The following is a 21,510-nucleotide window of genomic DNA, read 5'->3' as shown; positions in this document are numbered from 1 at the left end:
CTGTAACAGAAGGTTCATGGTGTCGAACCGGGGGGCCGGGGCGATCGCCCGGCACGGCCTTAGGCGAGCTTTAGAGCCCGGCGTGAGCCTGACTCCCGCCGGGCGGCGTCCTGCCGTGCCGGCTCTCCGGACACCCGCCTGAGGAGTCGCCCGTGCCCACGCTTGGGGAGCCCGTCGCCGACCGCGCCGTACGCCGCGTGCCGATCGGGGACCGGACGGAACTGCTCGTCGACCTGGCATCCGGGCAGCCGGTGCTGCGCCGGCTCGACCTGGTGATCGCCGGGACCGGCCGCCATCTGCGGTTGATCCGCGAGTTCCGCGGCGGTTCCACCGCCGATGAGGGGTTCGGGCCTGGCTGGTCCGTCTCGGCCGGCGGCGCGACCGCCGGGACCGGCGACGACCCCCTGGGCTTCACCGACTCCCAGGGCCGGGTGACCACGCTGCACCGGGACGGCGAGGGCCGGTTCACCAAGCTGCTCGATCCCTCGGGCGCCCAGGTCGCCGCGTTCGGCTACGACGCGGTCGGCCGGCTGATCCGCGACGAGGACGCGGGCGGCGCCGTCACCGAGTACGACTGGGACGACGCGGGCCGCCTGACCCGGATCACGCCGCCGCACGACGGCCCCGTGGAGCTCGCCCACACCGGTGACGGCCGGGTCGCCCGGGTGGGCTGGACCGGCCCGGACGGCCCGGTGGGGATCGGCTTCGGATACGCCCGGGGGCGCACCACCGTGACCGGCCCGACCGGGGGGCGGACCGTATACGCCTTCGACACGGCCGGGCGGCCGACCGCGGTGACCGACGCGCTGGGCCGTACCGCACGCCAGGAGTGGGACGGTGCGGGCCGGCCCACCCGCTCGACCGACGCGGCCGGCGGCACGCTGCTGCGCCGCTACGACGACCAGGGCCGGCCTGTCGCGCTGCGGCTGCCGACGTCCGGGGAGTTCTCGGCGGCGTACGGCGATCCCGCCCACCCCGGTCTGCCCAGCACGCTGCGGAGCCCGGCCGGGCACGAGCTGCTGCTCGAACGGGACGCCGCGGGCCGGGTGGTGCGCACCCGGGTCGCGGGCCGCGCTGCGCCGCTGGACTCCCGGACGTACCACCCCGGGCACGGCAGGATCACGGAGTTCACCGACGGCAACGGGGCCACCACCGCCTTCCGCCACGACGCCGCGGGCAACCTTACGCACGTCGTACCGCCCGAGCCGCTGGGCGGCACCGCTTTCCGCCACGACGCGCTGTCCCGGATCACGGCCGTGACCTCCGGCGACGGCCGCACTCTCGGGCGGCTCCACGACGCCCTGGGTCGCCCGGCCGGCGTCAGCGACGAGGACAGTGGGGAGACGCTGCTCGCGCTGAGCCGCGACGGTCTGGGCCGGCCGGTCCGCAAGTCCGGTCCCGGCTGGTCGTACGCCTTCGACTGGGTCCGCACCGCGGGCGGGTCGCGGCTGAGCAGGGCCGTCCGGACCGACGGCCAAGGCACGGAGGAGATCCGCGCCGGGTACGACGCCGAGGGCCTGCCGGTCTCGCTGACCACGCCCGGCGGCACGACCCGCTACGCGCACGACGCGGCCGGCCGGCCGGCCTCCGTCACCAGCCCGGCGGGCGACACCGCCGTGCTGACCCATGACGCGGCAGGCCGGCTGACCTCGGTGGACTTCGGCCCGGCCGTCCAGGAGATCGGCCGCGACGCCTCGGGTAGGCCCACCTCGCTGACGGTGCGCGACACCGCCGGAAACGTCCTGCTCGCCGTGGAGTACGGGTACAGCACGGGCGGCGGCGCGGACACCGGCGCCCTGCGGCACACCGTGGTCGACGGGGAGTTCACCGGCTACGGCTACGACACGCTGGGGCGCCTGGTGCGGGCGGGCGAGGTGGAGTACGCGTACGACGAGGCGAACCACCTGGTGCGCCTGGGCGAGGTGCGGTTCACCCTCAACTCCGCCGGCCAGGTGACCCGGTTCGGGGAGACCACGTTCGCGTACGACGGGGCGGGCAACTTCACCGAGGAGGAGAACCCCACCGGCTCCTTCGCGTACAGCCCCACCGGACAGACGCTGACGGGGGTGTTCGGCGGACAGCGGGTGGTGGACATCACCTACGACGGGCTCGGTCACGAGACACCGCGGCGGATCACCGAGACCACGGTCGACGGACGCACCGTCACCCACGTCCTGACCCACAGCCATCTGGGCGTGGTGCGGGTCGCCGACGACGGGACGCCCACGGACTTCGTCCGCACTCCGGACGGCGCCCTGCTCGCCGTCCTCACCGCGGACGGGCGGCGGTACTGGGCCGTGACGGACCATCAGGGCTCGGTGCTGGCGCTCCTCGACGAGCAGGGCGGGCTCGCCGCCCGGTACCGGTACACCCCGCACGGGGCGGTCACGGCGACCGGTGCGGCGGCGGCCGCCAATCCGTTCCGCTACCGGGGCGCGTACCAGCTGCTGCGCAGCGCACACGTCCTCGACCACCACCTCTACAACGGGTTCTGGGGCCGCTTCACCCAGCCCGATCCGACCGGTCGGCAGTACGCGCCGTACACCTTCGCCGACAACGACCCGCTCAACACCGGGACCTGGACGCGCGGCAGCTTCTGGGCGGTGCTGACCCGGACCGGCGAGTCCGCGACGGACGTGTTCTTCCCGTCGCCGAGCGGCTTCTTCCCGACCACGGACGGCTTCTCCCCGTTCCCCGGCGACGCGACGGGGACGGCCACGCACGCCGACGCCTTCACCGGGCCCGGCGCTGCTCCGGACCGGCCGCCGCTGATCGCCGGGGCGCTGCCGTCCCCGACGCTCTGACCCTCCACGACACCCGCTCCACCCCCTACCGAGAGGAACCGCACCATGGCAGACCAGATCGTGATCCGCGTGCCCAAGGAGATCGTCGTCAAGGTGGTCGACGACGTGGAGGTCGCGGATCCGCAGGTCGGGCAGACCGGCACCTTCGACGACGAGCTGTTCGACGAGTCGGGCAAGCTGATCGGCACTTCGCACGGCTCGTTCCGGATCGAGTACGTGCGCCCGGGCGACGGCGGCCTGCTGACCTACTACACCGAGGACATCACCCTCGACGACGGCACGATCCACGCCGAGGGCTGGGCCGACTTCAACGACGTGCGCACCAGCGAGTGGGTGTACTACCCGGCCACCGGGACGGGCGGCCGCTACGCGGGCCTGACCGGCTTCCGCACCTGGCGGATGACCGGCGTCCGGGCGTCCGCCGAGGCCCGGATCCTGCTGTCCGACTGAGCCCGCGGCAGGTACCGGGAGAGAACACGAGGAGAAGGCGAGTAGGCACTGATGACCGGTCGGGACGTACACATCCTCTCGGCGGCGTCCGCGCTGCCGGGACCCGCCGTGGACAACGCCGCGCTGGCCCGGCGGTTCGGCATGGATCCGCTGTGGGAGCAGTGGGTCGAGGCGTTCATCGGCACCAGATCCCGCCATCTGGCGCTGGATCTGGAGTCCGGGCGGATCACGAGTTCGCTGGCCGACCTGGCCGAGCGGGCGGGCCGGCGCGCACTGGACGCGGCCGGCCTGACGGCCTCGGACGTGGACGCGGTGGTGCTGGGCACGGCCACCCCGGACCGGCTGATGCCGGCCACGGTGAACATCGTCGCGGACCGGCTGGGCATCGACCAGGTCCGTTCCTTCCAGCTGCAGTCCGGCTGCTCCGGGGCCGTACAGGCGCTCGACGTGGCCCGGCAGATCCTGCTGAGCGGCGACGGCCGCCGGGTGCTGGTGCTCGGCGGGGACGTGATCGCCCGGTTCTACGACGTGACGGTGGACCTGAAGAAGACCGCGCCCTCCGAGCTGGTCAACTACGTGCTGTTCGGCGACGCGGCCGGGGCCGCCGTCCTCGGCGTCGAGCCGGGTCCCGGCTCGGCCCGGGTGCGGGCGCTGTTCACCCGCCTGGTCGGCCTGGGCCGGGAGCCCGGGGCGGTCCTGGAGTGGTTCGGTCCGGCCGACCGGGACCGGGATCCGGACCGGCCGGCCGCGACGGAGGACTACAAGGCCATCGAGGAACACGTACCCGCGCTCGCCGAGGAGGTGCTGACGGAACTGCTGGCCGGAGCCGGCTGGCAGCCGCACGACGTGGACTTGCTGCTGCCGCCGCAGTTGTCCGGCCGGATGACGAGCCTGATCTCCAAGCGGCTGGCGCTGCCGACCGCCGAGGACGTCTCCGTCGTGGACGAGGCCGGCAACAGCGGCAACGCGATCGTCTTCCTCCAGCTGGAGCGGGCCCTCGCCGGCCGGCTCGGGCCGGGGAGGCGGGCGGTCGGCATCTCCATCGAGTCCAGCAAGTGGATCAAGTCCGGTTTCGCTCTGGAGGGGAACTGAGATGGTGGAGTCCCTGAGCGACCTGCACCGGGCGGGCCTGCTCGCCGAACGCTATCCGGACGTCGCGGCGCTGCTGGCCCACCTGCCGGAGGAGGAGCTGGTCCGCTCCGGCCGGCTGCTCGCCCGGCTCGATCCCGAGACCGTGCTCGCCGCCCATCCGGCGGTGCCGGCGCCGCTGGTGACGGTGACCGGGCACGGCACCCTGTCGGCCCTCGTCCCCTCGCTGACCGCCGAGTTCGCCCGGCACGGACTGCTGGCGCGGATACGGCTCTCCGACTTCGACAGCTGGGTCTTCGACCTCGTCGACCCGGACAGCTCCCTGTACGCGGCCGGGCCGGCGTTCGCGCTGTGCGTGCTGGATCCGGCGGTGGTCGCCGACGAGCTCCCGGCGCCGTGGCGGGTCACGGACGTGGAGCGGGTGCTGGACGAGAAGCTGGCCCTGGTCGAACGGGCCGCCGCGGTCTTCGCGGACGCCGCCCCGGGCGGCACTCTGGTACTCAACACCCTGCCGCTGCAGCGGGAGTTGACCGCGCAGTTGATCGACCGCCGGGCCCGGGCCCGGCTGGGCGCGCTGTGGCGGGAGGCGAACGTCCGGCTGCTGCGGCTGGCCGAGGAGCGGCCCGGGGTGGTGACGGTCGACCTCGATCCGCTGCTCGCCGAGGGCGTGCCGGCGCGGGACGTGCGCCAGAGCGTGTACGCGAAGGCGCATCTGTCGGAACCGCTGCTCGCCGGCTACGCCCGCGAGGTCGGCCAGCTGGCCCGGCAGTCGGCCGGCGGCGGCAAGAAGGTGCTGGCGCTGGACCTCGACAACACGGTGTGGGGCGGGGTGCTCGGCGAGGTCGGGCCCGAGGGCATCGAGACGGAGGGGAGCTACCGCGGCGAGGCGTTCCGCCGCTTCCAGCGGGTGGCCGCGCAGCTCGGCTCGCAGGGCGTGCTGCTCGCGGCCGTCAGCAAGAACGACCAGGAGCCGGTGGTCAAGACGCTCCGTGAGCATCCCGGTCTTGCCCTGCGCGAGGAGGACTTCGTCCGTATCCGGGCCAACTGGGCCCCCAAGCACGACAACCTGACCGAGCTGGCCCGCGAGCTCAACGTGGGCGTGGACAGCGTCGTGTTCGTCGACGACAGCTCCTTCGAGTGCGGCCTGGTGCGCCGGGAGCTGCCCGGGGTGGCCGTGGTGCAGGTCGACGAGGAGCCGGCGCTGCATGTGCCGCGGCTGCTCGCCGAGGGCTGGTTCGACGTGCGGGAGCTGACCGCCGAGGACGTCGCGCGGCCGGTCCGCTACCGGCAGGAGCAGGCCCGGCAGGACTTCCTGGACGGCTTCGACTCGCTGGAGGGCTACCTGCGCGAGCTGGAAGTCTCCGTGACGCTGGCTCCGGCGGCCCCCGAGCAGTACGGCCGGGTGTCCCAACTGACCTTGCGCACCAATCAGTTCAATCTCACCACCGGCCGGCTCCAGCCCGCCGAGGTGCAGGCGCTCGCGGAGGATCCGGCCGCCTCGGTGCTCGCCGTCTCGTCGTCCGACCGGTTCGGGGACAACGGGCTGGTCGGCGCGGTGCTGCTGCGCCGCGACGGCGACACCGTGCACATCGACAACTTCCTGTTGAGCTGCCGGGTGTTCTCCCGCGGCATCGAGACGACGGTGCTGGCGGCGGTGCTTCGCGAGGCCCGGGAGAGCGGTGCCGGGCAGGTGCTCGCGGCCTACCGGCGGACCGCGAAGAACGGCAAGGTCGCCGACTTCTATCCGCGCGCCGGCTTCGCCGAGGTCGACACCCACCCGGACGCGGCGGCGTTCCGGCACGGCCTGGACCCGCTTCCGGAACCCGCGGACCACATCCGACTCACGGCCCGGTTCGACGCCGCGCCCCCGAAGGGAAGTACCCCGTGAAGACCGTGGAGGACTTCGTCCTGCTGCTGCAGGACGAGCTCGCCCTGTCCGTGACCGCCGAGGACCTCGATCGCGGCTTCGACGCCGTCGAGTCCTGGGACTCGGTGCACCTGCTGGCGCTGTGCACGGCCCTGGAACGGGAGACCGGGCGGTCCCTGTCGCTGGCCGACGCACTGGAGGCGGAGAGCCTGGACGCGCTGTACCGGCTGGCGGTGGGGCCGTGACCGACGAGGAAGCCTCGCGGGTGCCCGATGAGGGCGGGCCGCTGCCCCGGCAGCGCCGGCACACGCTGTTCTTCCTGGAGGCCGTGCGCGACTTCGCGCCGGTCTTCCTGGACACCGAGGTGGACATGAGCCGGGTGCTGGCGCACCGGGCCGCAGCGGCGGAGCGCGAGGGCGTGCGCTACGCGGTCTCCGCGTACGTACTGCGGGCCGCCGGCCGGGTCCTTGCCGCGCACCCGGACGCGAACGCGGCGATCCAGGGCGGCCCGCGCCGGCCACGCGTCGCGCACTACCCGTTCGTCAACGGCAAGCTCGCCCTGGACCGGACCCTGGAGGGCCGCCGGGTGGTCCTCGGGACCGTCGTACCTGACCTCCAGGACGCCGAACTGTCCACCGTCCAGAAGCACATCGACCGGGTGCGGGACGGGGACCCGGAGGAACTGGCGGACTTCGAGGGCATCCGCAGGCTGCACCGGCTGCCCTGGGCGGAGGGCCGGCGGACGTTCCGCAAGGCCGCCGGATCGCTGGCGCTGCGACCGCACCTGACCGGAACGTTCTCGGTGACCTCGCTCGGGCACCGGGCGGTGGACTCGTTCCACTCGGTCGGCGGTACGACCACCACCTTCGGGGTGGGCCGGATCCTGGACCGGCCGGTCGTCCGGGACGGGCAGGTCGTGATCGCTCCGGTGCTGCGGCTGAGCCTGGCGTTCGACCACCGGGCCATCGACGGCGCCGAGGCGGCCGACGTGCTGACCGAGGTGAAGGAGGCGCTGGAGAGCGTATGAACGACATCGCCGAGCTGAAGAACTTCGTGGTGGCGCACACCCGTTCGCAGGGGCTGCCACCCGAGACGTACGATCCGCTGCTGGACCGGATCCGGCACGATGAGGACGGCACCCCCGGCTCCTGGGTGCGCGAGTGGAGCGCGGAGGCGGCCCGGCTGGCGGACGCCGGCAAGCCGCTCGAGGCGTCGGTGCACTACAACATGGCGCGCTTCCCCTTCGTGGACGGCGCGGCCCGGGCCACGGCGCTGGAGCGCTGTACGGCGTCCTTCGCCGAGTGGGCGGCCGGATTCCCGGCGATCAGCCGGCTGGACGTCGAACTGGCCGGGGGGCGCGTGCGGTGCTGGACCGTGGGCCTGGACGCCGAGGCTCCCCGGCCGCTGCTGGTGATGACCGGGGGTATCGTGTCGGTCAAGGAGCAGTGGGCCCCGGTGCTGCTCCAGCTCGACCGACTGGGCTTCGCCGGACTGGTCACCGAGATGCCCGAGGTCGGCGAGAACACCCTGCCGTACGACGCGGACGCGCACCGGATGTTCTCCGGCCTCCTGGACGCGGTCGAGGGGCGGGCGGACACCGCGCGGACCTACGCGCTGGCGCTCAGCTTCAGCGGTCATCTGGCCCTGCGGGCGGCCCTGTCCGACGAGCGGATCCGGGGCGTGGTCGGCGCCGGGACGCCGCTGCACGACTTCTTCACCGATGCCCGGTGGCAGCGCGGGGTGCCGCGTGTCACCACCGACACGCTCGCGCACCTGGCGGGCAGCACGCCCGGGGAGGTCTACGGGCTGCTCGCGGACCGGGCGCTGGGGCCGGAGGAGCTGGCGGCGCTGCGCATCCCGGTGGCTCACGTGACCAGCCTGCGCGACGAGATCATCCCGCCCGGGGACGCGCGGCTGCTCCGCGAACGGGTGCGCTCGGTGCGGCTCCTCGAGCACGACGACGTGCACGGTTCGCCACGGTTCTTCGCACAGACCCGGCTGTGGACGCTGCTGTCGGTGCTGCGGATGCGCGGCGGATACCGCGAGGAACGGATCGCGCTGACCCGGGAGTTCGCCCGGCTGCGCTACGCGCCGCCGGCGCGGGCGCGCACGGCGGTGCGGGCGTGAGCGGGGCGGGCATGGGCGGGGCGGCCGCGAGCGGGACGGGTGTGAGCGGTGGGGCGAGCGTGAGGGGGGCGGGCGTGAGTGGGGCGACGGCCGTGCCGTCCGGTGAGCGATGTCTGCGCAGTGTGCTGGGGCGGTTCGCGACCGGGGTGGTCGCGGTCGCCGCGCGGGACCCGCGGACCGGCGAGCGGGCCGGGCTGGCCGCGAACTCGTTCTGTTCGGTGTCCCTGGACCCGCCGCTGGTCTCCTTCTGCGTCGCGCACACGAGCTCCAGCTGGCCGCGGATCCGGGCGGCCGGCCAGTTCGGGATCTCCATCCTGGGGGCCGGTCAGCGGGAGGCGGCGACGCGGCTCGCGGTGCGCGGCGGCGACAAGTTCGCGGGGCTGCCGTGGTCGGCGTCCCCCGGCGGGGCCCCGGTCCTTGACGGGGCGCTGGCCTGGCTCGAGTGCGCGATCGAGGCGGAGCATCGGGCGGGCGACCATGTGATCGTGGTCGCCCGGGTGCTCCGCCTCGACGCGTCGCAGGACGGGGAGCCGCTGCTGTTCTTCCGGGGCGAGTTCGAGCGGATCAGCCGCTGACGGCCGGTCCGGTCCCGGAGCCCTCGGCGGTCCGGTCGGGGGCCGCGAAGGCGCGCAGGAAGGTGTCCACACCGGCGGTGACGATGCGCCGGACCTGCTCGGGGTCGAGCGGCCGGGTGCCCAGCGCGCTCAGGCCCGGCAGCTCCTCGTAGACGAGGGCGATGAACTGGTTGGCGGCCCGCTCGGGGTCCTCGATCCGCAGATGTCCGGCGTTGGCGAGCCGGGCGAGCCGGCCGGCCAGCGCGTCGGTGAACTGGTTGGGGCCACTGGCGCGGACCTCGTCGAAGAGGTCGGGGAAACGGAGCGCCTCGGCGTACAGCAGCCGGCGGACCGATTCCGACTGCTCGTCGCAGTAGCAGTCCACGAGCTTGTGGGCGACGTCCTCCAGGCCGGGGCGCAGCCCGCCGGGATCGGTCGGGAAGGAGTCCAGGACCTCGAGGGTCTTCGCGTTGGAGCGGGCCGCGGTCTCGGTCATCACATGCCGGAAGAGGTTCTCCTTCGAGCCGAGGTGGTTGTAGATCGTGGGCTTCGCGACCCCCGCCTCGGTGGCGATCAGGTCCAGGCTCGCCTGGCTGTAGCCGACGCGTGCGAAGACCCGCAGGGCCGCCTCCACGATGGCCCGCCGCTTGTCCATCCGGCCCCGGTCCGCCGGGGCCGTCCTCGTCTTCGGGGTCTCGCCAACGCTCATGCGCCCATGCTACCGTCACAGCCACAAAATTTAACTACCCAGTTCAAATTGATAGGCACTACGGTTCAAAGGAGTTGCCGTGTCTGCAACGAAGACGGCGGAGGGCGGGCCCGCCCGGCTCGATTCCGGGCTGCTCACGCTGCTGGGCGTGATGGTGCTCGGCGGGATGATGTCCTACCTCGACGCGACGATCGTCAACGTCGGAATCTCCACCCTGAGCAGCGAGTTCACGGTCACGCTGGCCACCATCGAATGGGTCACCACCGGCTATCTGCTGGCGGTCGCCCTGGCCATCCCGCTGGCAGGCTGGGCGCTGGTCCGCTTCGGCGCCAAGCGCATGTGGCTGCTCGGGCTCACGGTCTTCCTGATCGGCTCGACGCTGGCGGCCTTCGCCTGGAACGCCGAGTCGCTGATCGCGTTCCGGGTCCTGCAGGGCCTCGGCGGCGGCATGATCGACCCGATCATGATGACCGTGGTCGCGGGCGCGGCCGGTCCCGAGCGCATCGGCCGGGTGATGGGCCTGATCTCCGTGCCGATCACCCTCGGCCCGGTCGTCGGCCCGATCGTCGGCGGTCTGCTCCTGGACAACCTGTCCTGGGAGTGGCTGTTCCTGGTGAACATCCCGTTCGCGCTCGCCGCCATCGTCCTGGCGATCAAGGTGCTGCCCGCCGACCCGCCGCCGAGCGGCGACCCGGTCCCGCTCGACGCCCTCGGCGTGTTCCTGCTCTCCCCCGGTTTCGCCGCGCTGGTGTACGCGCTCTCCCAGGCCGGCGCGCACGGCTTCGGCAGCACCCGCGTCGTCGTCGGACTCGCCGTGGGTGTGGCGCTGTTCGCCGCGTACGCCGTGCACGCCCTGCGCACCGACAAGACCCCGCTGCTCGACCTGCGGCTCTTCGCCGGCAAGGGATTCACCGCCAGCGTCACCACCATGTTCCTGCTCGGCGGCGGCCTGTTCTCGCTGCTGTTCCTGCTTCCGCTGTACTACCAGCAGGTGCACGGGAACTCCGTCCTGGAGTCCGGGCTGCTGCTCGCGCCGCTCGGCCTCGGCACCCTCATCGGCATGCCGCTGGCCGGCAACCTGGCCGACCGGTTCGGCGCACGCGTCCTCGTCCCGACCGGTGCCCTGCTGATCGGCGCGGGCGCGCTGGTCTTCACCGGTTCCGGGGCCGACAGCTCCCAGGTGCTGCTCACCGCCGCCCAGCTCGCCGCCGGATTCGGCATGGGCCTGGTCGGCGCGCCGACGATGAGCTCGGTGTACCGGACGGTGCCCGGCGAGGCCGTCGCCGGGGCGACGGGCGCGGTGTTCATCCTGAACCAGATCGGCGCCTCGCTCGGCATCGCCGTCGTCGCGCTGATCCTGCAGGGCGGCGGCGCGCACGCCGCCCCGACGACCGAGAGCTTCGGCGACGCCTTCTGGTGGCCGGTGGCGGCCGCCGTGGTCGTCTTCCTCGCCGGACTGCTGCTGCCGGGCCGGCCGCAGCGCGCCCCCGAGACCCCGGCCGACACGACGGCCGACGCCCCGGCCACACCTGTCGCCGACCCGGCCTGATCCGACACACAGGCCCTGGCCCCCGGCCACGCCCGTCGCCGACCGGCCTGACCCCAAGTCAGGCCCCGGCCCCGGCCACCACACCCGTCACCTATCCAGCCTCATCCGAGAACTCTCGTCACCTATCCAGCCTCATCCGAGACACAGGCCCCGGCCCCGGCCGCCACACCGCGTCGTCGATCCAGCCTCGTCCGACACACAGGCCCCGGCCCCGGCCGGTGCCAGTCGCCGACCGACCCAGCGCCTTATCCGCCGGACAGCCCCTGGCCCCGGCGTCGCCCGACTCCGGCCGGGCGCCGTGCCACCCCCGTCGCGGCGCCCGGCCGGTCCCGTACCCCGTCCTGTCACCACCTCCCCGAGGAGGACCCCATGACCACCGCCGGCCACGCCCCGGTCCCGCTCTCCGTGCTCGATGTCGTCCCGGTATTCGAGGACGGCTCCGCCACCGCCGCCCTGCGCGACACCGTGGCGCTCGCCCCGCGTCTCGAGTCCCTCGGCTACCACCGCTACTGGGTCGCCGAACACCACAACACCCCCAGCCTGGCCACCTCCGCGCCCGCTGTCCTCATCGGTCGGCTGGCCGCCGCCACCAGCACCCTGCGGGTCGGCTCCGGCGGCGTGCTGCTGCCCAACCACGCCCCGCTGGTGGTCGCCGAGCAGTTCGGCACCCTGGAGGCCCTGCACACCGGCCGCGTCGACCTGGGCCTGGGCCGTGCCCCCGGCACCGACCCGGTCACCGCGCGCGCCCTGCGCCGCTCGCCGGAGCGGGGCGAGGACGACTTCCTGCTCCAGATCGCCGAGCTGAACGGCTACTTCGCCCCCGCCAACTCCGCCTCCGGCATCACCGCAGTGCCGGCCGCCGACGGCCGTCCCGAGCTGTGGGTGCTCGGCTCCAGCCCGGCCAGCGCCGCGGCCGCGGGCACGCTCGGCCTGCCGTACGCGTTCGCCCACCAGATCAACCCGCACGCCACGGCCTTCGCCCTGGAGCGCTACCGCGAGGCGTTCCGGCCCTCTGCCCACCTGGACCGGCCGCGCACCCTCGTGTCGGTCCTGGCCACCGTCGCCGACACCGATCGGGACGCCCGCACGGTCGCCTCGCCCTACCTGCTCGGCAAGATAAGGATGCGGACGGTCCGGCGCTTCGACGCCTTCCCGTCCGCCCGCACGGCCGCCGCGCACACGTACGGCGGCGCCGAGCGGGCCTTCCTCGACGAGCTCCTCGAACCCCAGCTGGTCGGTTCGCCGGACACGGTCCGGGACAAGCTCGCCGATCTGCTCGCGCGTACGGGCGCGGACGAGGTGATGGCCCTGACGGTGGTGCACGGCCAGGAGGAGCGGCTGCGCTCCTTCGAACTGCTGGCACGGGCGGCCGCCGGCACGCGGGTACCCGTCCCGGGCGCCGACGAGGGTTCAGTCCGGCTTTAGCCCCGGCCGCGACAGTGGCCCCGGCCCCGCACTCGTCGATCGCACGGAGAACGTCATGCACTCGCGCCGTCCGGCCCCCAGAGCCGTCCTGTTGTCCGCCCTCGTCCTCGCCGCCGTCCCCGCCTGCTCCGCGGGCGGGGGCGCCGTTCCGGCAGCCGACGCCAAGCCGGTGAACGGCGGGAAGCTCGTCTACGCCACGGACAGCGAGCCGGACTGCTGGGACCCGCACACCAGCGCGCAGGACGTCACCGCGTTCGTCCAGCGGCCGGTCTTCGACTCGCTGGTCTACCAGACCCCCGAGGGCGAGCTGAAGCCCTGGCTGGCGAAGTCCTGGAAGGTCGGCGGGAACGGCACGTCGTACACCTTCACCCTCCGCGACGACGTCACCTTCCACGACGGCAGCAAACTGGACGCGGCGGCCGTCAAGGCCAACCTCGACCACATCACCGACAAGAAGACCCAGTCGCAGTACGCGGCGGGGCTGCTCGGCCCGTACTCGGGCGCCACGGTGAAGAGCCCGACCGAGGTCGAGGTGCGCTTCAGCCGCCCCTACGCCCCGTTCCTCCAGGCCGCCAGCACGACCTACCTGGGCATCGCGGCGCCCGCCTCGCTCGCGTCCGGCGCCGACAAGCTCTGCGCCGGCAACGCCTCGGTGGGCAGCGGCCCCTTCAAGGCCGGCGCGTACACGCGCGGCCAGCAGCGCGGCTACACCAGGAACGCCGGCTACGCCTGGGCCCCCGAGGGCGCGGGCCACACCGGCCCGGCCCGGCTGGACTCCTTCACACTGCGCTTCATCACCGAGGACGCCACCCGGGTCGGCGCCCTGACGTCCGGTCAGGTCGAGGCGGCCGGCGCGGTCCCGCCGCAGCAGGCAGGCGTGGTCAAGCGCGACTCCCGGCTTTCCCTGACCACCAAGGCCGTGCCCGGCGCGGTCGACGCCTTCTACCTCAACACCCGCGGTCCGCTCTTCTCCGACGTCCGGGTCCGCCGGGCGTTCAAGCTCGCCATCGACCTCGACGCGGTGGTCGGCTCGGTCTTCCAGGGCACCGGCGCCCGGGCCTGGAGCATCCTCTCCCCCACCACCCCGGACAGCTACGACGCCTCGCTGGAGAAGAGCTGGCCGCACGATCCGCAGCAGGCCGCGAAGCTGCTCGACGAGGCGGGCTGGACGGGGCGGAACGCCGAGGGTTACCGCACCAAGGGCGGCAAGGTGCTCACCGTCGTCGCGCCCGTCTACGGCAAGGCCAGCCTGTTCTCGCAGGCGGTGCAGGGCGACCTGAAGAAGGCCGGCATCAAGCTGGACCTGCCCGCCTCCACCGACGCGGCCGAGGTCTCCGGCCGGCTGGACTCCGGCCGGTACGACGTGGTCGAGACGTCCTGGGCGCGCGCCGACGGCGACATTCTGAGCCACTTCTTCCTGTCCACCGAGACCTCCGCGGGCGGCGGGCACAACTTCGCCCGCGTCGCCGACCCGCAGGTCGACGGCTGGCTCAAGGAGGCCCAGGCCGCGCCGGACGGCGAGAAGCGCGCCGCGCTCTACGCCAAGGTGCAGCGCTGGACGCTGGACCAGGCCGCGGTGGTGCCCGCCTACGTCGAGCAGTCCACGGTGGCCGTGAACAAGAAGGTGCACGGGCTGCGCCAGTCGATCTCGGGCTGGCCGGAGTTCTACGGCGCCTGGGTCGAGGCCCGCTGATGCCGGGGGTCGTCCGGTACCTCGCCGCCCGGCTGGGCGCGGCCGCCCTGGTCGTGTGGGGCGCCGCCACGCTGGCCTTCGTGGTGCTGCAACTCGTGCCGGGCGACCCGGTCGACGCGGTGGTCGGCTCCCACGCGCTGCTCGACGCCGGGCAGCGGGAGGAGCTGCGGCACCGCTACGGGCTCGACGAGCCGCTCGTCGTCCAGTACGCGAAGCACGTCGGCCGGCTCGCCACCGGCGACCTGGGCGATTCGTACCAGCTCCAGCAGCCGGTGACCCGGGTGCTGGCGGACCAGCTCGGGCCGACGCTCGAACTGGCGCTGTACGCCACGGTGGTGGCGCTGGTGCTGTCGGTCGCGGTGACCCTGCTGACCACCGGGCGGGCCCGCTGGCCCCGCCGGGTGTCGGCGTTCGTCGAGCTGGTGGTGGTGTCCACCCCGTCGTTCTGGCTGGGGATCATGCTGCTGACGGTGTTCTCGTTCCGGCTGGGCTGGTTCCCGGTCTCCGACAGCGGAGACGGCCGCTCGCTGGTGCTGCCCGTGCTGACGCTGGCGCTGCCGATCACGGCGGTGCTCACCCAGGTGATGCGCGAGGGACTCCTCGACGCGCTGGAGCAGCCTTTCGTGCTCACCGCCCGGGCGCGCGGGCTGCACGAGCCCGCCGTACGGTCCCGGCACGCGCTGCGTCATGCCGCGCTGCCCGCGCTGACGCTGGCGGGCTGGTTCACCGGCTCGCTGCTCGGAGGGGCCGTGGTGGTGGAGAACGTGTTCGCCCGCGCCGGCATCGGCCGGGTCGCGCTGCAGGCGGTCGGCGGCCGGGACCTTCCGGTGGTCCAGGGCGTGGTGGCGCTGTCGGCGGTCGCCTTCGTGGTGATCGGCGCGCTGGTGGAGGTGCTGTACGTGGTGGTGGATCCGCGGCTGCGGAAGGGCACCGGGGTGGTGGCCGCATGAGCGCCGGGATCCGCGGCGTCCGGCCGTCCGTGTGGGTGGCCGGGGCCGGGCTCGCCCTGATCCTGCTCGCGGCGCTCGCGCCGGGGCTGTTCACCGGGGTCGGCGCCGTCGACACCGATCCGCTGAACGCGCTGCGCCCGCCGGACGGCGCGCACTGGTTCGGCACCGACCAGCTGGGCCGGGACGTGTACGCCCGGGTGGTGCACGGCACACGCTACTCGCTGGCCATCGGCGCGGCCGCGACCGGCGCGGGCGTCGCGGTCGCGGTCGTGTGGGGGCTTGCCGCCGCTCTGTCCGGGCGGATCGGGGACGCGCTGCTGATGCGCACGGCCGACGCGCTGCTCGCCCTGCCCGGGCTGCTGCTCGCGCTCCTTGTGGTGTTGGTGGCCGGCAAGGGGGTCGTCGGGACGACGATCGCGGTGGCCGTCGGTACGGCCCCCGGGTTCGCCCGGGTGGTGCGCGCGCAGGCCCTGGTCGTGCGCCGCTCCGGGTACGTGGAATCGGCGGTCGCCCTCGGCGTGCCGCGCCCGCTGATCGTGGTCCGGCACGTGCTGCCGAACACGCTCGGTCCGCTGCTGGTGCTGGCCACGGTGACCCTCGGCGCGGCCATCTCCACCGGCTCGGCGCTGAGTTACCTGGGGCTCGGGGCACAGCCGCCGACCCCCGAGTGGGGCGCGATGCTCACCGAGGGCCAGGGCTTCCTGGATCAGGCGTGGTGGATCGCCCTCTTCCCCGGACTGCTGCTGCTGTGCACGGTCCTCGCGGTCACGGTGGTGGGTCGCCACGCGCAGAACCGAGCCGAAGGGCGGGCCTTCTCATGACCGGTGTACGCGAGACCGGCGTACGGACCGCCAGGGCGTGGCGGACAGGTGTCCGCGCGTCGGCCGCGCCGGACCGGCCCGAGGTGGACGCTCCGGCGCACGACGGGCCGCTGATCGAGGTGACCGAGCTGGACGTCCGGTTCGGCAGCGGTCCCGGACAGGTGCACGCCGTGCGCGGCGCGTCGCTCGAGCTGGCAGCCGGCCGCTGCCTGGCCCTGGTCGGCGAGTCCGGGTCCGGCAAGAGTGCCCTGGCCCGCAGCCTGCTCGGGCTTGCCGGGCCCACCGCCTCGGTGGGCGCGGCGCGACTGCGGCTGTTCGGGCAGGACGCGCGGGAGTTCGGCGACCGCGAGTGGCGCGGGATACGGGGTCGGCGGATCGGCCTGGTGGCGCAGGACGCGCTGGTGGCGCTCGACCCGCTGCGGCCGGTGGGCAAGGAGATCGCCGAACCGCTGCTGACCCACCGTCTCGTGCCCCGGCAGCAGGCCGGCCCGCGGGTGCTGGAGCTGCTTCGGCGGGTCGGGGTACCGGAGCCGGCCGAGCGCGCGGCGAGCCACGTCCACCAGTTGTCCGGCGGGCTGCGTCAGCGGGCGCTGATCGCCTCAGCCCTGGCCGCGGACCCGGGCGTGATCGTCGCGGACGAGCCGACCACCGCCCTGGACGCCTCCGTGCAGGCCCGGATCCTCGCTCTGCTCGGGGAGTTGAAGGCGGGCGGCACCGGGCTGCTGCTGATCAGTCACGACCTGGCGGTGGTCGAGGCGCTGGCCGACCGGGTGGCGGTGATGAAGGACGGCCGGATCGTCGAGTCGGGCCCGGTGCGGGACGTGCTGGAGCAGCCGCGGCATGCCTACACCCGGGCGCTCCTCGCGGCCGTGCCGGGCAGCCGGCGACGGCCCGCGCCCACCGCCGTCACCGCGGGCGAACCGCTGCTGGTGGCCCGCGATCTGGTGAAGGAGTTCGCCGGGGCTCGCGGCGGCCGGCGCACCGCCGTGGCCGGCGTATCGTTCGCGCTGCGACCCGGCGAGTCGCTGGGCCTGGTCGGCGAGTCCGGGTCCGGCAAGTCCACGCTTGCCCGGCTGGTGCTGGGCCTCTCGGTGCCCGACGCCGGGGACGTACTGCTGGCGGGCCGGGAGTGGAGCGCGGCGCCCGAGCGGGAGCGGCGCCCCCGCCGCGGCGACGTGCAACTGGTGCCGCAGGATCCGCTCAGCGCCTTCGATCCGCGCTGGAGCGTGGAGCGGATCGTCGGCGAGGGGCTGGCCGCGTCCGGCGTGCGGCGCCCGGAACGACGGACGCGGACGCTGAAGCTGCTGGAACAGGTGGGGCTGTCCGGGGAGCATCTGGCGCGACGGCCGTCGGCTCTGTCCGGCGGGCAGCGGCAGCGGGTGGCGATCGCCCGGGCCCTGGCTCCCGGGCCGCGGCTGCTGGTGTGCGACGAGCCGGTGTCGGCTCTCGACGTGTCCGTGCAGGCGCAGGTTCTGGACCTGCTGCGGGAGCTGCAGGACTCGCTCGGTCTGGCGATGCTGTTCATCTCGCACGACCTGGCGGTGGTCCGGGAGGTCTGCGCACGGGTGATGGTGATGAAGGACGGCCGGATCGTGGAGTCCGGCCCGGTGGAGCAGGTCTTCGCGGCGCCCTCCCACGCGTACACCCAGACCTTGCTGGCGGCGGTGCCGACGCGGGCGCGGGCCGTGCCGGACCGCGGGGCGGGCACGGCCGGCGGGGTCGGTCCGGCACAAGAGCGGCTTTAGATCCGGCCAACAGGGCGCTGCCAGCGTAGGGCTGTCCGGCGGATCAGGGTCGGACAGCCCCTACGCGTGCCCCATCCCGTCCAGCCGGAGGTCAGCGTCCATGCCTCGCCCACCAGCCACCCCGCGCACGTCGAGACTCCCGTCCCTCACGGGACTGAGGTTCGTCGCGGCGCTGCTCGTCTTCGCCTTCCACACCACCTGGCAGACCAGGTACGTCACCGGGTCCGGCGGCGAGGCGCTCGGTGACGCGTTCGCCAACGCCGGGTTCTACGGCGTCAGTTTCTTCTTCGTGCTCAGCGGCTTCGTGCTGACCTGGTCGGCGCGGGCCGACGACACCGCGCCGCGGATCTGGCGCCGCCGGCTGGCCAAGATCTACCCCAACCACCTGGTGACCTTCGTGCTCGCGGCCGTGCTGATGCTGATCGCCGCCGATCCCTTCACCACCAAGGGCACGCTGGCCAATCTCTTCCTGCTCCAGGCCTGGTTCCCCGACATCACCGTGCCCAACACGATGAACGCGGTGAGCTGGTCGCTGTCGGTGGAGCTGTTCTTCTACCTGAGCTTCCCGTTCCTGCTGCGCCTGCTCGACCGGGTGCCGATCGCCCGGCTGTGGCCGCTCGCCGCCGCACTCGGCGCGTTCACGGTGCTCGCTCCGGTCGTCGGACAGTACGCCGTCACCGGGACCCCGCTGCCGTTCATCGACGACGGCACGCTGTCCTTCGAGCAGATCTGGTTCGTCTACTTCTTCCCGCCGGTCCGCGCCCTGGAGTTCGTCCTCGGCATGGTCGCCGCCCGTCTGGTGCTCGCCGGGGCCTGGCCGCGGTTCGGCCTGCTGCCGGCCGGGCTGCTCGCCGTCGCCGGATACGTCGTCAACTCGCTGGTCCCGTATCTGTACGGGGTCGCCGGCACGGCCGCGCTGTGGCTGACCCCGCTGGTGGCCGCCGCCGCGCTGGCAGACGAGCGCGGTGAGCCGTCGCCGCTGCGCGGCCGGGTCCTGGTCCGGCTCGGGGAGCTCTCCTTCGCGTTCTACATGGTGCACGGCCTGGTCGTGTCGTACGGCCACCGATGGCTGATCGCCGGTCACGACCTGCCCGCGGGCGCCGGAGCCGGCCTGCTGGCGGCGGCGCTGCTGGTCTCCCTGGCACTGGCGTACGTCCTGTTCCGCTGGGTGGAGACGCCGCTCGTCCGGCTGCTCGGCTCGCCCCGGCCCGCACCGCTCGCACCCGTTCCGGCGGCCGTGCCGCACACCGCCACCCTGGAGGCCAAGGAATGACCGAGACGACCGGGACGACGGGGACGGCCGCGGCCCCGCCCGCCTATCCCCAGGCCCGCAGCTGCCCCTTCCAGCCCCCGGCCGGCTACGACAGCTACCGCGCCGAGGGGCCGGTGTCCCTCGTCGAGCTGTACAACGGCCGCCGCGTGTGGGCGGTCAGCGGCCACGAGGAGGCCCGCAAGGTGCTGCTCGACGCCGCCACCTTCTCCTCCGACCGCGTCCACCCGCACTACCCGGCCACCGCGCCGCGCTTCGAGGCGGCCCGCAAGGTCCGCAACTTCATCGGCATGGACCCGCCGGAGCACACGGTGCAGCGGCGCATGCTGCTCTCCACGTTCACAGTGAAGAAGGTGAACGCGCTCAGGCCGGGAATCCAGCGGCTGGTCGACGAGCTGATCGACGCGATCGAGGCCAAGGGCCCGACGGCCGACCTGGTGCCGGACTTCGCGCTGCCGGTGCCGTCCATCGTCATCTGCGAGCTGCTCGGCGTCCCGTACACGGATCACGCCTTCTTCGAGCAGCAGTCGCGCCGTGTGGTGACCGGCACGACCACCCTGGAGGACAGCACCGACGCCTTCGCCCAGCTGAGCTCCTATCTGGACGGGTTGATCCGGCGCAAGGAACAGGAGCCCGGCGACGGCCTCCTGGACACGCTGATCGCCGAGCAGCTCGTGCCCGGGCACCTCTCGCACCGCGACCTGGTCGACATCGCGCTGCTGCTGCTCGTCGCCGGGCACGAGACCACCGCCAGCGCGATCGCGCTCGGGGTACTGACCCTGCTGCAGCACCCCGAGCAGCTGGCCGCGCTGCGGGCCGACGCCGCCCTGCTGCCGACGACGGTCGAGGAGCTGCTGCGCTACATGGCCATCGCCGACGGCGTGGCCCGGTTCGCCACGGTCGACACCGAGCTCGCCGGCCATCGGATCAGGGCGGGCGACGGGGTGATCGTGGTGATCTCGACCGCCAACCGGGACGACGACGCCTTCCCGGGCGCGGACGCCTTCGACGTGGCGCGCGGCGCGCGCCACCACATCTCCTTCGGCCACGGCGTGCACCAGTGCATCGGCCAGAACCTCGCCCGCGCCGAGATGGAGATCGCCCTGTCCACCCTGTTCCACCGGCTGCCGGGGCTGCGCCTCGCCGTGCCGGCGGGCGCGCTGCCGCTCAAGGAGCCGGGCGGCGTGCAGGGCATCTGGGAACTGCCCGTCACCTGGTGAAAGGACCGCGGATCGCGGTCGCACCGCGGTCAACGGCATTGCAGAAGGGACCTGAAGACATGCGCATAACGGCCGACACCCACCGGTGTCTGGGGGCGGGACAGTGCGTGCTGTCCGACCCCGACCGTTTCGACCAGTCGGACGACGGGACGGTGCTCCTCCTCCGGGCTCCGGTGACCGGCGCGGAGGAGGAGGCGCTGGCCCGCGGCACCGTGGCGCTGTGTCCCTCGCAGGCGCTCACCCTGGAGGCCTGAGGATGCCGGTCGAAGGACGTCTGGTCGACGCGGTCGCGGACCACCGGGGCCGGCTGCTGACCATCGCCGAACTGCCGCCCGTGCCCGGGGTGGACGTACGGGAGCGACTCGTCCCGGGGCCGCCCGGCGGGCCCGACGTGAGGGTGCGGGTGTACCGGCCGCGTGCCGAGCAGGCGGCGCTGCCGGCGGTGCTGTGGATCCACGGCGGCGGGTTCTGCCTGGGCAACGTGGACTCCGTGCACGTGGGCGCCGCCCAGGCCGCGCTGCACGCACGGGCCGTGGTGGTCGCGGTCTCCTACCGGCTGGCGCCGGAGCATCCGTACCCGGCGGGACTCGACGACTGCTGGGCGGCGCTGGAGTGGATCGCCGGCCACCCGGGCGAGCTGGGCGCCGACCCGGCCCGCCTCGCGGTCGCGGGGGCGAGCTCCGGCGGTGCGCTGGCCGCCGGGCTGACCCTGCTCGCCCGTGACCGGGGCGGGCCCGCGCTGTGCTTCCAGCATCTGAGCACGCCGGTGCTCGACGACCGGCTGACGACCGCGTCGATGGCCGCGTACACCGACACACCGGTCTGGAACCGGCGTCTGGCCGAGGAGAGCTGGCAGCTGTACCTGGGCGAGGACGGGCCCCGGGACCGGCTGCCCGTGTACGCGGCCCCGGCCCGGGCCGGGGATCTGAGCGGGCTGCCGCCCGCCTACGTCTCGACCGCGGGTCTGGACCCGCTGCGGGACGAGGGGCTCTCGTACGGGCTGCGGCTGGCCGAGGCGGGAGTGCCGGTGGAGCTGCACAACTTCCCCGGCGCGTATCACGCGTTCGTGGACGGGGTGCCGCCCGAGGAGCAGCAGCGCATCGGGATCGAGCACGTCACGGCGCTGCGCACGGGGCTGCACCGGCCCGCCGCCGACCGGGTCCGCCCTGCGGCCGACCGGGTTTAGAACGCCGAAAGAGCCCCGTTAGGGCAGGTGGTGAGTCTGGTGACGCATTCG

The 21,510-nt window shown here is 73.7% G+C and carries 19 protein-coding genes; 18 read left to right on the top strand and 1 reads right to left on the bottom strand.

Going from position 1 to position 21,510, the window contains the following annotated elements; translation table 11 throughout:
• Nucleotides 1-152 precede the first annotated feature (152 nt).
• The 8 genes from ABZ939_RS31835 (at nt 153) to ABZ939_RS31800 (ending at nt 8,912) form a co-directional block, all read left to right on the top strand.
• On the top strand, nt 153-2,804 hold the full coding sequence (locus ABZ939_RS31835; RefSeq protein ID WP_361862930.1) for a DUF6531 domain-containing protein: 2,652 nt from the start codon (nt 153-155) through the stop codon (nt 2,802-2,804).
• Nucleotides 2,805-2,849: 45 nt separating this feature from the next.
• On the top strand, nt 2,850-3,254 hold the full coding sequence (locus tag ABZ939_RS31830) for a hypothetical protein (protein ID WP_361862928.1): 405 nt from the start codon (nt 2,850-2,852) through the stop codon (nt 3,252-3,254).
• Between the two features lie 51 nt (nt 3,255-3,305).
• Entirely contained in the window at nt 3,306-4,346 is a 1,041-nt protein-coding gene (locus ABZ939_RS31825; RefSeq protein ID WP_361862925.1) for a 3-oxoacyl-ACP synthase III family protein, read from the top strand.
• Nucleotide 4,347: 1 nt separating this feature from the next.
• Complete coding sequence (locus tag ABZ939_RS31820; protein WP_361862922.1) at nt 4,348-6,231, top strand: HAD-IIIC family phosphatase; 1,884 nt, start codon at nt 4,348-4,350, stop codon at nt 6,229-6,231.
• Nucleotides 6,228-6,455, top strand: coding sequence for an acyl carrier protein (locus ABZ939_RS31815; RefSeq protein WP_361862919.1), 228 nt, complete (start codon nt 6,228-6,230; stop codon nt 6,453-6,455). The genes ABZ939_RS31820 and ABZ939_RS31815 overlap by 4 nt, the downstream gene beginning before the upstream one ends.
• Nucleotides 6,452-7,237 (top strand): 2-oxo acid dehydrogenase subunit E2, encoded by a 786-nt coding sequence (locus ABZ939_RS31810; RefSeq protein ID WP_361862916.1) that lies wholly within the window; start codon nt 6,452-6,454, stop codon nt 7,235-7,237. The genes ABZ939_RS31815 and ABZ939_RS31810 overlap by 4 nt, the downstream gene beginning before the upstream one ends.
• Nucleotides 7,234-8,337: an alpha/beta hydrolase gene (locus ABZ939_RS31805; RefSeq protein ID WP_361862913.1), complete on the top strand. Its 1,104-nt coding sequence runs from the start codon at nt 7,234-7,236 to the stop codon at nt 8,335-8,337. The genes ABZ939_RS31810 and ABZ939_RS31805 overlap by 4 nt, the downstream gene beginning before the upstream one ends.
• 74 nt (nt 8,338-8,411) lie before the next feature.
• Nucleotides 8,412-8,912: a flavin reductase family protein gene (locus ABZ939_RS31800; protein WP_361862910.1), complete on the top strand. Its 501-nt coding sequence runs from the start codon at nt 8,412-8,414 to the stop codon at nt 8,910-8,912.
• Here ABZ939_RS31800 and ABZ939_RS31795 read toward each other — a convergent pair.
• Complete coding sequence (locus tag ABZ939_RS31795; protein WP_361862908.1) at nt 8,902-9,600, bottom strand: TetR/AcrR family transcriptional regulator; 699 nt, start codon at nt 9,598-9,600, stop codon at nt 8,902-8,904. The genes ABZ939_RS31800 and ABZ939_RS31795 overlap by 11 nt on opposite strands.
• 79 nt (nt 9,601-9,679) lie before the next feature.
• Here ABZ939_RS31795 and ABZ939_RS31790 point away from each other — a divergent pair, with 79 nt between their 5' ends.
• The 10 genes from ABZ939_RS31790 to ABZ939_RS31745 all read left to right on the top strand — a co-directional run bounded on the left by ABZ939_RS31790 (nt 9,680) and on the right by ABZ939_RS31745 (nt 21,459).
• Entirely contained in the window at nt 9,680-11,149 is a 1,470-nt protein-coding gene (locus ABZ939_RS31790; RefSeq protein WP_361862905.1) for a DHA2 family efflux MFS transporter permease subunit, read from the top strand.
• A 369-nt stretch (nt 11,150-11,518) separates the two neighbouring features.
• The gene (locus tag ABZ939_RS31785; protein WP_361862902.1) at nt 11,519-12,574 is read left to right on the top strand and encodes an LLM class flavin-dependent oxidoreductase; all 1,056 of its coding nucleotides are present in this window, start codon (nt 11,519-11,521) and stop codon (nt 12,572-12,574) included.
• A gap of 55 nt (nt 12,575-12,629) precedes the next feature.
• Nucleotides 12,630-14,267 carry an ABC transporter substrate-binding protein gene (locus tag ABZ939_RS31780; RefSeq protein ID WP_361862899.1) on the top strand — a complete coding sequence of 546 codons (1,638 nt, stop codon included), beginning with the start codon at nt 12,630-12,632 and terminating at the stop codon, nt 14,265-14,267.
• Complete coding sequence (locus tag ABZ939_RS31775) at nt 14,267-15,217, top strand: ABC transporter permease (RefSeq protein ID WP_361862896.1); 951 nt, start codon at nt 14,267-14,269, stop codon at nt 15,215-15,217. The genes ABZ939_RS31780 and ABZ939_RS31775 overlap by 1 nt, the downstream gene beginning before the upstream one ends.
• The gene (locus ABZ939_RS31770) at nt 15,214-16,038 is read left to right on the top strand and encodes an ABC transporter permease (protein WP_361862893.1); all 825 of its coding nucleotides are present in this window, start codon (nt 15,214-15,216) and stop codon (nt 16,036-16,038) included. The genes ABZ939_RS31775 and ABZ939_RS31770 overlap by 4 nt, the downstream gene beginning before the upstream one ends.
• Complete coding sequence (locus tag ABZ939_RS31765; protein WP_361862890.1) at nt 16,035-17,783, top strand: ABC transporter ATP-binding protein; 1,749 nt, start codon at nt 16,035-16,037, stop codon at nt 17,781-17,783. The genes ABZ939_RS31770 and ABZ939_RS31765 overlap by 4 nt, the downstream gene beginning before the upstream one ends.
• 100 nt (nt 17,784-17,883) lie before the next feature.
• Complete coding sequence (locus tag ABZ939_RS31760; RefSeq protein WP_361862887.1) at nt 17,884-19,056, top strand: acyltransferase; 1,173 nt, start codon at nt 17,884-17,886, stop codon at nt 19,054-19,056.
• Nucleotides 19,053-20,273 carry a cytochrome P450 gene (locus tag ABZ939_RS31755; protein WP_361862884.1) on the top strand — a complete coding sequence of 407 codons (1,221 nt, stop codon included), beginning with the start codon at nt 19,053-19,055 and terminating at the stop codon, nt 20,271-20,273. Before ABZ939_RS31760 ends, ABZ939_RS31755 begins: the two co-directional genes overlap by 4 nt.
• Nucleotides 20,274-20,332: 59 nt before the next feature.
• The gene (locus ABZ939_RS31750; protein ID WP_361862881.1) at nt 20,333-20,527 is read left to right on the top strand and encodes a ferredoxin; all 195 of its coding nucleotides are present in this window, start codon (nt 20,333-20,335) and stop codon (nt 20,525-20,527) included.
• Between the two features lie 2 nt (nt 20,528-20,529).
• The gene (locus ABZ939_RS31745; protein WP_361862878.1) at nt 20,530-21,459 is read left to right on the top strand and encodes an alpha/beta hydrolase; all 930 of its coding nucleotides are present in this window, start codon (nt 20,530-20,532) and stop codon (nt 21,457-21,459) included.
• Nucleotides 21,460-21,510 lie beyond the last annotated feature (51 nt).

The sequence above is a fragment of the Streptomyces sp. NPDC046712 genome, from assembly GCF_040645695.1.
Taxonomy (GTDB): domain Bacteria; phylum Actinomycetota; class Actinomycetes; order Streptomycetales; family Streptomycetaceae; genus Streptomyces.
This window is presented reverse-complemented; position numbering and strand designations above follow the sequence as displayed.